Genomic DNA, 14,168 nt, shown 5'->3' on the forward strand with positions numbered 1-14,168 from the left:
ATGAGTCTGCGCAAGCGGATTTATATAGAGGTTCAGACATCAGGTATACAAAGGGGAGGAATTGTAAGTGAGGAACAAATTCAGTTTTGTCGTGACAATGCTTTTACTGTTCTCGCTTGTACTGGCTGCATGCAGCAGCAACAATGATGGGAATAACGGGGCTGCGGAAACGAACGGTTCGTCGGCAAGCCCGTCGGGCAGCGCGAATTCGGATGCCATCGATAACTCCAAAGAAGTAAAGCTTAGCATGTACTTGCTCGGAGATGCTCCGAAAGGCATGCCGGAGGTTATGGAACAAGTCAATAAGAAGATGAAAGAAAGCATTAACGCTACGATTGACTTGAACTATATCGGTTGGGGCGACGTACAGTCCAAATACCCTCTTATTCTGGCATCGGGCGAAGATGTAGACATTATCTTCACGGCGGATTGGAACTTCTACGTTCAAGAAGCGAACAAAGGCGCTTTCTACCCGCTGAAACAGGACGAGCTAAACAAATATATGCCGAAACAAATGGAAAAGCTGAACCCGGAAGCGCTTAAAGCCGCGGAAATCAACGGAGTTCCGTACATGATTCCAACGGCCACTCCGGACCGCAAAGCTAGCGTAGCGGTCATTCGCAAAGATTTGCGCGAGAAATACGGAGTTCCCGCTTTCACGAAGTTTTCCGAGATCGGACCTTACTTGGAAGCGATCAAGAAAAACGAACCGAATATGATTCCGTTGAACTTGGATAATCAATTCGATTTGCCGACGCCTCACCTTTACTTGACGAACGAGAAAATCGCTTATACGCAGCCGCTCGACTCGGGTAATCCGATGGCTCAAGGGATAGCTTACGATTACGAGGATCCATCCGGCAAAGTGTTTACGACTGTAGAAGAACCTTTCCTCAGCGCATCCAAATACGCATCGAACATCATGAAAGAATGGTATGACAAAGGTTACGTTAACAAAAATCCATACGCGAATAAAACCCGCTCCAAGGATAATTTCTGCGAAGGGAAATCGGGCGTCGCTTTCGGCAACTCGCTGGACGTAGCCGCGATGACCGAGCTGTGCGCATCCAAAGGGTTCGATGTTGAGATCATTACGGCGACTTCGCCGCAAGGACATGCTCCTCAGAACACTTGGTTAAATAATGGCTTGGCGGTTGCCGCCAACTCCAAAAATCCGGAGCGCGCGCTGCAAGCGATGGATTTGATCATGCAGGACCCTGAGATCGTCTACCTTGTTTCTTTCGGAATCGAAGGCAAGAACTACGTCATCAACGCGGATGACAAAATTGCTTTACCGGAAGGCGTTACACCAGAGAACAATACGTTCCCGACCGATTCCAGCGGATTCTGGTTCGTCAACAAAGACCTATTCAAACCGCTGGCTAACTGGCCGCAATCGTATATCGATCATATCAACTCCGTAGGCGAGAAGTTGAAGCCGCAGCTCTACGCTGGATTCACCTTTAACTCGGAAAGCGTAAAATCGCAAATCGCAAGCGTAGCCAACGTCTCTACTCAGTACGGTAGCCCGCTCTTCATTGGCGCCGTGAAAAATGTTGACGAAGCTTACGTTCAACTAGCAGACAAGCTCAAAGCCGCCGGAATCGAGAAGATCAAAGCGGAAATGGAGAAACAAACAACGGCTTACTTGGCAACGCTCAAGTAATTCAGCGGACCCACAGGATAAGTTCCTGTGGGTTTTCTTATATAATGGAAGAAATTAGAGGGGGTAGGATGAAATGATCAAAATGACGATTAATGCCGATGCTTCGAAAGGGACAATTAGCCGCAATCTTTACGGACAATTTGCGGAGCATTTGGGCCGGTGCATATACGAAGGCATCTGGGTGGGGAAGGATTCTCCTATTCCGAATACGGATGGCATTCGAAACGACGTTATCGGAGCTTTGAAACAGGCGGCGGTTCCGGTGCTTCGTTGGCCGGGAGGCTGTTTCGCGGATGAGTATCATTGGAAGGACGGCGTAGGGCCGATCCATGAACGTCCTCGCATGATCAACAACAATTGGGGAGGCGTGGAGGAGAATAACCATTTCGGTACTCATGAATTCCTTCGCCTGTGCGAATTGATCGGGGCTGAGCCTTATATAAGCGGAAATGTCGGCAGCGGAACCGTGCACGAGATGCAGCAATGGGTGGAATATATGACCTTCGACGGCACTTCCCCAATGGCGGACTGGCGTAAACGCAACGGCCGCGAGCAACCGTGGAAGCTGACCTATTTCGGTGTCGGCAACGAGAATTGGGGCTGCGGCGGCAATATGCGACCGGAGTATTACGCGGACGAATATCGCCGGTATGCGACATACGTGCGCAACTATTCCGGCAATCAAATCTACAAAATCGCTTGCGGAGCGAATGAAGACAACTATCATTGGACCGAAGTATTAATGCGCGAAGCGGGAGCGTATATGGATGGGCTCAGCATGCACTATTACACGCTGCCGACAGGGGATTGGAAGGATAAAGGCGAAGCGGTGGGGTTCGGAACTGAGGAATGGTACGTAACGCTTAGCAAGACTCTGCACATGGAAGAGCTGATTATTAAGCATTCCGCCATTATGGATAAGTACGATCCAGACAAGAAGGTCGCGCTGATCGTCGATGAATGGGGAACGTGGTATAACGTGGAGCCAGGAACGAACCCGGGATTCCTATATCAGCAAAATACGCTTAGGGATGCCCTTGTCGCCGGGATTAACCTGAATCTGTTCCATCAGCATTGCGATCGGGTGAGGATGGCGAATATCGCCCAGGTCGTTAATGTATTGCAAGCGATGATCCTCACTGAGGGCTCGCGAATGCTGCTGACGCCTACCTATCACGTATTCGAAATGTACAAGGTTCATCAGGATGCCGAGCGGCTGGAAATTGTTTTCGATAGCCCTAAGATCAAGCACGGGGACGATGAAATTCCGCAGTTAAGCGTATCGGCATCCAGAGATGCTGAAGGCAGAATTCATCTTTCGGTTTGTAATTTAAGTCATGCGGACGATGCGGAGTTCCGCACGGAATTAAGAGGGTGCAACACGGCTAAAGCATCGGGTAGGCTGTTGACGGCTAATAGGCTGGATGCGCACAATACGTTCGATTCGCCGGAGACGATCAAGCCGGTATCCCTTGAGGGAATCGTTCTTAAAGATGGTATTGTAAGCTTTCGTTTGCCGCCGGCCTCCGTGGCCGTCATTGCTCTGGAAGGATGAGTGGACTCATGTACGGAGAGCAACAACGGGCACGAGTCCAGGTTGTTCCCTGCAAAGGCTGCCGGGAAGCCGTTCATACGGAAGAGAGCCAGATTGAAAGGTTTCTGGAAAGGATGGCGAAGGGTGGCAACGTCCCCTTCGTATCGGATGGGGAGGCTGCGGCAAGGCTGAGGCATTGCGAGCAATGCACGTCACTTCAAGGCGGAACGACTTGCCGCTATTGCGGATGTTACGTGAAGATCAGAACGAAGCTGCGTGATTCTTACTGTCCTGATCCGGTAGCCGCGAAGTGGTGAATACAATTTGCGTTCGATAGAGGAGGGATAGCGTTTAGTTATGCTGCATCTTATTAAGCTTACCGTTGAAGATATTAATAATCCGCTCGGAATCGATTGCCGTAAGATTAGATTCGGGTGGAGCTTTGACGCTACGACACAGCGCGGTCAAGCTCAAAGCGCCTATCGGATTCGGGTGTCGGATGACCCGCTGCTTCTTTCGTCTAACGAAGGAAACCTATGGGATAGCGGCATCGTTCAATCGGGCCATCACACGAACGTGGAATATGAAGGTCCTGATCTTGTTTCTACTCGCAAATATTATTGGAAAGTTCAAGCGTGGGACGAGACCGGAGCAGCTTCGAGCAGCGAAACAGCCTTCTGGGAGATGGGGCTATTAGAAGAACGGGACTGGACAGCGCAATGGATTGGGGTTCATCCGAATATACTAGCTCATTGGTCATCTGGGGAAGCCTATCGGAATTCCAAACCTTTGCCGCTCTTGAGGCGCGAGTTTGCGCTGAATCGGGAGGTAGTTCAGGCAAGAGCTTACGTGAGCGGATTAGGAAACTTCGAGCTGAGGTTGAACGGAGTCAAAGTAGGCGATCACGTTCTGGAGCCAGGTTGGACGAATTACGGGAAGACGTGCTTGTACGCCGTCCATGATATTACTTCTCATCTTCGTACTGGGAACAATGCAGTCGGAGTGATGCTCGGAAACGGGTTCTATAACGTGAATGAAGAGCCCGGACGTTATATGAAGAACGCTTTGCAGAGAGACTATTCGCCCAAGCGCGTCCAGCAAGATGATCCGAAAGCGATCGTTCAGCTCGCTCTCACCTTCTCGGATGGCACGACTGAATGGATTTGCAGCGATGGCAGCTGGAAGGTTGCCCAAGGTCCGATCGTCTACTCCTGCTACTTCGGCGGAGAGGATTACGATGCGCGACAAGAAAAGACGGGCTGGGATCAGCCAAGTTACGAAGAGGACGAAAGTTGGACTCCAGCGGCTCTTGTTCCTGCACCAGGCGGTAGATTAAGGAGAGAGATGAATCCTCCTAACAAAGTGAGAGAGATATTCCGGCCGACGAAATGGACAGAACCTTCTGCGGGCGTTTACGTGGCGGACCTCGGCCAAAATTTCTCCGGCTGGTTTAAGCTTTCGATTAGCGGTGCTTCAGCCGGACAGAGGATTGTCGTTACGCCCTCCGAATTGTTAGGCGAGGACGGCCGGGTATGGCAGGAGCTCCAGCAGAAGGATGAGGCTTGGAATTACTTTGTGTATACGGCCAAAGGAGATCGGAAAGAAAGCTGGACTCCTAGGTTTACTTATACGGGATATCGGTATGTGCAGATTGAAGGGGCGACTCCTTGGGAGCTCTTGTTAACCAATCAAGATCAAGCGGAGACAGACAAACCCGTCATCGAGTCGTTGGAGGGACAATTGATCTATCCCGATACTCCGACGATCGGGCAATTTTCCTGCTCCAATCCGATGTGGAATCGAATTCATGAAATCATTAATTGGGCCATTCTCAGCAACGTAAAGAGCGTATTCACCGATTGCCCGCACCGGGAAAAGCTGGGGTGGCTGGAGGAAACCCATCTCATGGGTCCGTCAGTCATGTATAATTACGGATTGGCGAACTTGTTCCGCAAAGCCGTAAGGGATATGGCGGATTCCCAGTTAACGAATGGACTTATCCCGAGCATCTCTCCAGAGTATGCGGTATTCGAAGAAGGATTTCTGGATTCGCCTGAATGGGGCTGCGCTTACGTCGTAATTCCGTGGTACCTGTATCATTGGGAAGGCGATACGCGGATATTGAAGGAACATTACGAAGGAATGGCCAGATATGCTGCTTATTTAACGATGATGTCCCATAACGGCATCGTCAGCCATGGTTTGGGCGACTGGGCGGACGTAGGCCCGAATCCCCCTCATGCCCAGAATACGCCGGTTCCGATCACGGCGACGGGTTATTACTTCTACGTGCTGCGGATCATGCAGGAAGTGTCGGACTTGCTAGGCTTAATTGAAGAAGCGCATAAATATAAGGAAATGACGGATGAAGTGAACAAGGCGTTCCACAATCAGTTTTTCGATTCGACGACACGTCGATACGGCTCCGGCAGCCAAACTTCCAATGCAACTCCGCTGGCGCTTGGCATGACCGATCCTTCCCTAGCCCCGGCTGTGTTGGATCTTCTATGCGAAGACGTGGCAGCGAAAGGTTATCATACGACAAGCGGCGACGTCGGACATCGGTTGCTGCTGACCGCATTGAGTGAAGGAGGCCGTTCGGATGTGATTGCTCGGATGCTCAACCAGACGGACGATCCTAGTTACGGCTATCAGATCCTACATGGTGCAACGGCGCTGACGGAGCATTGGGATGGACCCACTTCCGGCAAATCGCAAAATCATTTTATGCTAGGTCATGTAGAAGAATGGTTCTACCGATACTTGGCGGGAATCGTCCGCGACTACGACGGGAAATTGCACGAAGACACGGATCTTGTCATTAAACCGTTCCTGGCAGAGGGGATCGATTGGACGAAGGCCAGCCATCTCATGCCCCAAGGTTTGGTTGAAGTAGCTTGGAAGACAACCGAAGCGGGCGGGGTCGAGCTTGACGTCTCGCTGCCGCCCAATGTGAGAGCGGTCGTATGCCTTCCTGTTGCCGATGGGGCTGAGATCAGCGAGAGCGGGAATCCGGTCCGGCAATGCACGGATATAAGGATAGTCAAATTCGAAGCGGGATACGTTCATTGTAAAGTCGGTTCGGGGGAATATCGTTTTACTTCTAGCAAATGCGAATAGAGGGGAGTATACCCGCTTAAAAGTGATACTCCTACTCCATCAATTATCAAACCTGTCGAGGAAATCTCGGCAGGTTTTTTCGCTGTCCTATGCGGCTTTAATGAATTCCGTAATCCGTCCAAGGAAATCGTTGAATAACCCGATTATCAGCGAAAAACGGATTCCTTATAATTCTTGTAAGCGCATTCAACGCGCGCCGTTTCTAATGCTTTGATAAGAAGGATAGGGGGAAATAGAGGTGGGTGTAATGAAACGAAATTTTAGATCTGGTTTGCACATTCTATTAGCTATCTGTTTAATCATGGTTTTTTTACCCCCAGGTAAGATGGTTAAGGCCGCATCGACGGACATCATGGTGCCTAACGGAAGCTTCGAGAATCAATTAGCCAATTGGGTAACCGATGACACGGGGAGCGGAGCGATTTCCATTAATACGGATGGATGGACTCCGACCGGCGGAGGCGCCAGCAAATTAAATTATTATTCAGCTAATGCGTATAAGGCAGACACGCATCAAACGTTAACGGGCTTAGCGAATGGGGCGTACACGTTATCCGCTTGGATTGCCGGTAACGGAACGAATAACGAACGGTATTTGTACGCAATTGGAAACGGCATCGATAAGGTGAAGACCGATATTCCCGTCAGCGGAAGTTGGATGAAAGTAAGTTTACCCGTAACCGTGACGAACAATCAGTTAACGATCGGAGTTTACGCGGATTCGTCCGCTGATGCTTGGTTAGGCGTGGACTTGATTACTCTGACGAGCGAACAAGCACCCGAGGCAGGCGTAACTCCTAGCCTAATGAATGCAAGCTTCGAGAGCGATCTTGCTTCATGGGTTGTGGCTAGCACTCCCGCATCCGGCGTAATCTCGACGGGATCGGGATACTCCGATTCTTGGAAACTGGGAGAAGGGGCGGACGGCGGAGCGAAGTACCTGCAATTTTACTTAAACGAAGCCGATCCTTATACGGCCGATATTCATCAGACGGTCACGGGACTTGCGAATGGGATTTATACGATCTCGGCTTGGGTGACCGGGAACGACAAATTCAATGACAAAGTGCTGTATGCCGACGTTCCTGGAAAGCCAACATCGAAGGCATCCATGCCGACGAATAGCGGTTGGATCAAGATCAGTTTATCGGTTCTAGTCGATAATGGAGAGTTGACGATCGGATTTCATGCAAACGGCAAAGCCGGAGGATGGCTGGGAGCGGATCTTGTCACTTTAACGAAAGAGACCAGCGCGGTTCCCGATCCCAACGGCGAGAATATTCCAAACCGTGATTTCGAGGTCGGAAGTCCTTCGAACGTCATCGATCAATGGAGTGAAGCGGGAGATAGCGAGGCTTCTTTCACCGAAGCGACAGGTTATTTAAGCGCGAACAGCTTAACGCATTACAGAGATTCGGCTTACACCGTCTCTACGCAACAGACGATAACCGGACTAGCGGAAGGGTATTACACGCTGACGGCATGGACGCAGAACGGCGGCGGCCAGAAAGCGAGCTACTTATTCGCGAGAGACAACGGAACTTCCGAGTCCAGAACGAGCCTTCCGGTTGCGGACAGCTGGACGAAAGTTACCGTAAGGGGCATACACGTGACGACGGGCCAAGCGACGATCGGGCTTTATTCGGATGCGAACGCGGGCAATTGGGCGAAAATGGATTTCGTAGAGCTCGTCAAAGACGATAAGCCTTATCGGTTACTCAAGGGCGGAGACGTATCGGAGCTTAGCCATGTCGAGAAAATGGGCGGCAAATTTTACGATGCGAACGGCGTGGAGAAAGACCTGTTCCAGATTCTCAAGGAGAACGGTCACGACATCGTTAGGCTGCGAGTTTATAACGATCCGGGCAAAGGGCATGGCGACGGGAACTACTATCGTCCGGCCGGCATCATGGATAAAGCGGATATTTTGAAGCTGGCCAAACGGGCCAAAGCGGCGGGGCTGCAAATTCAACTTTCTTTCCATTACAGCGACTATTGGACGAACGGGGCCACGCATATGGTTCCGCATGAATGGGCGGAGCAGATTAGCGGATTAGCGGGTGATTCCGCTAAAGTAGCTAAGCTCAAACAATTGCTGTCCGATTATACGACAGAAGTCATGCAGGCAATGGTTGCCCAAGGAACGACTCCTGAATTCGTGTCTTTAGGCAACGAGATGCAAGCGGGCATTCTGTTTCCGTATGGTAGGGCTACGGACGGGGCATGGACGAATTTGGCGGAATTTCTAAAAGCCGGCGCGTCGGCCGTTAAGGCGGTTTCCCCAACTTCCAAGATCATCCTTCATTTGGACGGAGCGGGTGATTACGGCAAATACACGAGCTTCTTCGATAAAGCCGCAGAGCTAGGTGTACCTTACGATATTATCGGCCCTTCTTATTATCCGTTCTGGACGGATTTGACGGTACAACAAATCGTAGCGTTCTGCAACACGATAAGCGCCAAATACGACAAGGACATTATGATCATGGAGACCGGCTATAATTGGAACTCGACTCTGCCGAACGGAGAGCCCGGCCAGCTGTCCGATAACGGTCCTTATTCCGACAGCACGAGTACGCCGGAAGGGCAGAAGAACTTCATGCTCGAGCTTTTCAACGGTTTGAAAAATGTTAACGGAGGCAGAGTCATAGGGGATTTGTACTGGGATCCGATCATGATCGCGACGCCGGGCGTAGGCTGGGCAATTAAAGAATCGGATGATCTGCCGGACGTTAACGTCGTATCCAATACGACCCTATTCGACTTCAATGGCAGGGCGTTGCCTGCGCACGATGCTTATAAATACAACACGGAAGGTACGAACTCGGGGAACGTGACCGGAGTGGTTAAAGGTGCGGGCGGAACGGGAATCTACCATGCGAACGTAACCATGAACGCGTCGGGAACGATATATTCGGCCGTGACCGATAGGCAAGGAAATTATATTTTCCCTGACGTACCTGAAGGAAACGGGTATTCGATCTCCGCAAGCAAAGCCGGATATGGCGGCGGCTCGACGACAACGGCTATCGTGACCGCAGGAGCCAACACGACTGCAGACTCTCTGGTTCTGATGGGCGGAGCGATCTCCGGGACCGTAACGGATACGAGCGGAAACCTCATGCCGGGGGCGACGATAAGCGTTGAAACTTCGGAAAAAACTTACGAGACATTATCGCAAGCAGACGGAACTTATCTGTTGAACGATTTGCCGATAGCAAACGGATATACGGTTAAAGCGACCGTAGTCGGTTATCAAGAGGGCTCCGCAACAGCAATCGACGTTCCAAGCTATGGGGGCACGACGACGGGCGTGAACCTTACGGTCGCGTTGAATTCAGGAACGATTGCTGGAGCTGTCATCGATCATGAATCCGTTCCCGTAGCAGGCGCGAATGTTAACGTCATCGCATCAGGAAAATCTTATTCGGCGGTAACGGACGCATCAGGCGGGTATTCCATTTACCATGTCCCACCGGGTACCGGATACACGGTCAAAGCTAGCAAGAGCAACTATTTAGACGGCACGGCGACGGGTATTCAGGTAACCATTGGAGCGAAAACGACAAGTCCCGATATCGTCTTGAAGCTTAACGTAGGATCGATCAAAGGAACGGTCAAGAATACGAATGGACAATCCATTTCCGGCGCTGTCGTGACGGCGGTCTCGGGGACGAGCAATTTTAGCACCACAACAGATTCCCAAGGCGGGTATAAGCTGGATCAAGTGCTTGCAGGTAACTCCTATACGATTACCGCCCAAGCGGACGGTTATTTAGCGGGGACGAAAGTTGGCGTTCAGGTAAGCGCCCTTAATACGACGGAAGGAGCCAATCTTCGGGTGTCGGCTAAGGTTCCGGTACTTAACGGAAGTTTCGAAATGCAGGGTACGAACAAGTTCGACATTCCGAACTGGGTCACGACTCTGGGAACGGAGAAATCAACTTACATCCAGACGCACGCTGCGGTTAAAGAGGGGCAATACGTTTTATCCAGTTGGATGGAGGGACCGTTCATCTCGGACGCTCATCAAACGATTACCGGATTGGCGAATGGATACTATACCGTTTCCGCTTGGTTTACTGGAGGCGGAGGGCAGAACGAGTATTATATGTATGCCAAGGATTCGGGAAGCGCGGAGGCTAGGGTCAACATTCCTGTAACGGGCAGCATGACCCAGAAGCTGCTCAACGTGAAAGTAACTAACGGACAGCTTACGATCGGTTTCTATGCGGATGCCAAGGCAGGGAATTGGATGCTCGTCGACCAAGTGGAGCTCGGTTACCAGGGGCCGGCAGTAGGAAATATTGCAGGTACGGTAAAGGATCCGTCTAACCACGCAGTTGTAGGGGCCGCAGTTAAGCTTACGGTTGGCGGAGTCGAGTATTCCGCGGTTACGGATCAATCGGGTGCATTCGACTTGCCGAATGTTCCTGAAGGAACGGGATATCGCGTTACGGCAAGCAAGACGGGATATTCGGCGGGAACAACGGCCAATGTCGCCGTTGTCGCTTACGAAACCACTTCAGGCGTGAATGTTAGCTTAAACGGGGAAGTGACGACGACGCCGTCGAATCCATCCGGATCTTCCGGTTCATCAGGATCGACGCAACCTTCGCAGCCAGGAATATCGGTTAACAAAGGGACGATTACCATTGTGCCGGTTACCAATGGGACTGGAAAAATTGCGGTAAACGTTCCGGTCGAACAACTGCAATCGGCCACGCAGAATACGGAAAATAACACCGTACGTATCGAAGTGAAGCCGCCTGCCGGAACGAATGAAGTGCAAGTTAGCCTTCCTTCCGCCTCCGTCATGCAAGCCGGACAAGACGGAATCAAGGTCATAGTTATGGATACGGGGCTGGCTACCCTCTCTATTCAACCGGACTTGCTCAAGAGCAAAGGAGCTACTGCTTCAGGGAATCTGCAGCTTACCGTTTCCAAGGTTGACTCGGCAATCTTGCGAGATGGGGTAAGATCGCGGGTTGGCGACAACGAAGTATTCGACTTCAACTTGCTGCTGGATGGGAAACCGATTAGAGATTTTAATGGAAATGAAGTTCAGGTTGCTATTCCTTACACGTTGAAACCGGCAGAAAATCCGAATCAAGTCGTCGTATACTTCATTAATGATCAGGGTCAACTCGAGATCGTGAAGAACGGCAAGTACAATCCGACGACGGGGAAAGTAGAGTTCAAGGCAAAGCATTTCAGTAAATATATGGCGGCTCATGTCGCCGTCACCTTTAACGATCTTGGATCTCATGCCTGGGCTAAGGAGGCGATTGGAGCTTTAGCGGCAAGGGAAGCGATCAAAGGGATCGGCAACGGCCAATTCGGGCCGAAAGGCGATGTCAGCCGTGCTGAATTTATCGCCATGTTGATTCGAGCGTTCGATCTGGAAGCAAACAATGCGACGACAACGTTAAAGGATGTTCCTAAAGGCGCATGGTACTTTAATCAAGTTGCTATCGCGCAGCAGCTTGGAATTGTAGACGGCAAACCCGACGGCAGCTTAGGCGCTGCGGATCGGATTACGAGAGAGGATATGGCCGTGATCGCGTTCAAGGCAACAAAACATCTTGGAATCGATCTGAGCTCCGGCTCAATAGAAGGCTCTTTCAAGGATCGATCCCAAGTGTCCCCTTACGCAGTCAATGCCGTAAACGCGATGTTCCATGCAGGACTGATCAAAGGCGTCGCCGACGGCAGATTCGCACCGTTGGAGCATTGTTCGAGAGCGGAAGCGGCTATGATTATCTATCGTCTATATCTTTCGGCGAAATAAAGCTTGGGCAGTCTCGGGAGGTCTTAATGACCTTCTTGGACTGCCCTTTCCTTTACAATTATGCTAGTCTCATTTGGTCGAAAAATGATACCACCCACGGAAATCTATTAATAGTCCATTAATAAATTTGTCGGCGATAATTGGTGTGGGTCCAACCTTTTTGGAACAGTAAGTCCCCCTTAAAAATACATAAAATAGGCCATCCCGTTAAGGATGGCCTATTTAGGCAGCGATTATGGATTTACGCGCGTTCCGCTTCCGCTTCCGCTTCTTCTGACGTCCCCTGCACGGGGATTCTGACCGTCACCTTAGTGCCTTCGCCAATTTTGCTTTCCACCATTATGCCGAAAGGGTAACCGAAGATGAGCTCAAGACGGTTATGGATGTTCCGCATGCCGTAGCCGCCGATTTTTTTCTTGAGCGTCCCATCTAGAATGCCTCGCAGAGTACCGTCTTCCATCCCGATTCCGTCATCCTCCACGATGAGCTCGATCGTGTCCCCGTCCATTTTACCGCGTATCCATACCGTTCCCGTCTGCGTTTCTTTCTCCATGATCCCGTGTAGGATCGCATTCTCGACAAGCGGTTGGAGCAGGAGCTTCAACGTTCGATAGTCCATCAGCTCTTCGGGTACGTCGATCCGAAGATCGATCTTGTCGCGGAACCTCATATTTTGTATGCGCACGTAAGCGGACACATGCTCGATTTCATTGCGAACGGAGATGAAATCTTCCCCGTTGCTTAAGCTGAGCTTATAGAAATCCGAGAGAGAGGTAATCAACACCCGAATATCGTCCGCGTTGTATTTCATGGCGAGCCAATTGGCCATGTCCAAGGTGTTATATAGAAAATGGGGATTGATTTGCGCCTGCAGCGCTTTAAGCTCCATGTTCTTCACGTCTAATCCGAGCTGATACTTGTCCGCCGCTAGATCGTCGATCCGCGTAATCATCCGGTTAAACGTCGTAGTCAACTCGCCGATCTCGTCATTGTTCTTGGGATCGAGATTTGGTTTGAAGTTATCTACGCCGACTTTCCGCATATTCTTGGTCAGCTTACGGATGCGGATCGTTCCGGATGCGGACACCCAGAAGGCGAGCGGGAACGTCATGGCCGCGACGAACAGGAAAATGACGAGCATTTGATTACGCGATTTTTGGGCGATCTTCACGATGTCATGCTGCGGTACGACGAGAATGAATCGCCAATCCGTATGTTCTACGGGCACCGTTCCGATCAGCATTTTCTCGCCGTTCAGCGTGACGGTTTCGAAGGCGTCGTCGTTCGTGTTCGTCATGCTGTCCAGTGATTGGATGATCGTATCCGGGTCGGAAACTTTTCCCTGGCTAGAGCTTGCTATGAGTTCGTTACGGCTATTGATGAGCAGGGCCGACGTCGATTGGGTGAACAAGGCTTGGTCTAAAATTTGGACTAAGCTCATCTTAGGCATTTCAGCCCTTAGTAAACCCGCGAAATCGTTATTGTCTATCGGACTTGGCACCTTGCGGAAGAAGGATATCGTATCTCCGTCGGACTCCGATACCGATTCGGAGGGAATCCACAGGTACGGCTTCTCGTTGTTTACCAACCGCAGCATCCAAGGCTCCGCTTGCACATCCTCCAACCGAAGAAATTGATCCGTCGCTTGAATGGAAGCCATCCCATCCCTCATATAGAGGCTTATTTTCTGAATATCGGGATTCGTCTGAACGTTGTAGATCAGTTGATTAAAAACATATTCATCTAATAGCCAGTTGCCGATATTGTTGCGATAGACTTCGGACTTGGTTGCAACGATCGCTTGAATCGTATCGTGAATGACCATAATATCTACGACCTTGCGGATCGAACTCGTCTTGTAGTTGAGGAAAGAACGGGATTGCTCGAGAACGACTTCCAAGGAATATCTAGCCTGCTTTTCCGTATCGTTCGAAGTGATATAAGAATTGACGACAATGAACAGTCCGGAAGAGACCGTCAATATGAGCAAAAACGATATAAACATTTTATTTTTAATGCTTAAATCGCGGAATGGGCGGAACAATCGTCTCATGGCC

General features: G+C 50.6%; 6 protein-coding genes. 5 read left to right on the forward strand and 1 reads right to left on the reverse strand.

The window, feature by feature from the left end; translation table 11 throughout:
• The first annotated feature begins 67 nt into the window (after positions 1-67).
• From L3D05_RS22550 to L3D05_RS22570, 5 genes are all read left to right on the forward strand, one after another.
• Positions 68-1,666 (forward strand): ABC transporter substrate-binding protein, encoded by a 1,599-nt coding sequence (locus L3D05_RS22550; RefSeq protein WP_239618637.1) that lies wholly within the window; start codon positions 68-70, stop codon positions 1,664-1,666.
• 73 nt (positions 1,667-1,739) lie between these two features.
• The gene (locus tag L3D05_RS22555; protein ID WP_239618638.1) at positions 1,740-3,221 is read left to right on the forward strand and encodes an alpha-N-arabinofuranosidase; all 1,482 of its coding nucleotides are present in this window, start codon (positions 1,740-1,742) and stop codon (positions 3,219-3,221) included.
• A gap of 8 nt (positions 3,222-3,229) precedes the next feature.
• A complete protein-coding gene (locus L3D05_RS22560) occupies positions 3,230-3,517 on the forward strand; it encodes a hypothetical protein (protein ID WP_239618639.1) in 288 nt (95 codons plus the stop codon).
• A 40-nt stretch (positions 3,518-3,557) separates the two neighbouring features.
• Positions 3,558-6,320 (forward strand): alpha-L-rhamnosidase, encoded by a 2,763-nt coding sequence (locus L3D05_RS22565; RefSeq protein WP_239618640.1) that lies wholly within the window; start codon positions 3,558-3,560, stop codon positions 6,318-6,320.
• A 247-nt stretch (positions 6,321-6,567) separates the two neighbouring features.
• Positions 6,568-12,111: a glycosyl hydrolase 53 family protein gene (locus tag L3D05_RS22570; RefSeq protein WP_239618641.1), complete on the forward strand. Its 5,544-nt coding sequence runs from the start codon at positions 6,568-6,570 to the stop codon at positions 12,109-12,111.
• Positions 12,112-12,352: 241 nt separating this feature from the next.
• Here L3D05_RS22570 and L3D05_RS22575 read toward each other — a convergent pair whose 3' ends face one another.
• Complete coding sequence (locus L3D05_RS22575; protein WP_239618743.1) at positions 12,353-14,164, reverse strand: cache domain-containing sensor histidine kinase; 1,812 nt, start codon at positions 14,162-14,164, stop codon at positions 12,353-12,355.
• Positions 14,165-14,168 lie beyond the last annotated feature (4 nt).

The organism is Cohnella mopanensis (assembly GCF_022352055.1).
GTDB lineage: Bacteria > Bacillota > Bacilli > Paenibacillales > Paenibacillaceae > Cohnella > Cohnella mopanensis.

Excerpts from the sequence above, each read along its gene's own strand:
- L3D05_RS22575 (WP_239618743.1), bottom strand. The coding sequence starts at position 14,164 with ATGAGACGATTGTTCCGCCCATTCCGCGATTTAAGCATTAAAAATAAA.
- L3D05_RS22570 (WP_239618641.1), top strand. The coding sequence starts at position 6,568 with ATGAAACGAAATTTTAGATCTGGTTTGCACATTCTATTAGCTATCTGT.
- L3D05_RS22555 (WP_239618638.1), top strand. The coding sequence starts at position 1,740 with ATGATCAAAATGACGATTAATGCCGATGCTTCGAAAGGGACAATTAGC.
- L3D05_RS22560 (WP_239618639.1), top strand. The coding sequence starts at position 3,230 with ATGTACGGAGAGCAACAACGGGCACGAGTCCAGGTTGTTCCCTGCAAA.
- L3D05_RS22565 (WP_239618640.1), top strand. The coding sequence starts at position 3,558 with ATGCTGCATCTTATTAAGCTTACCGTTGAAGATATTAATAATCCGCTC.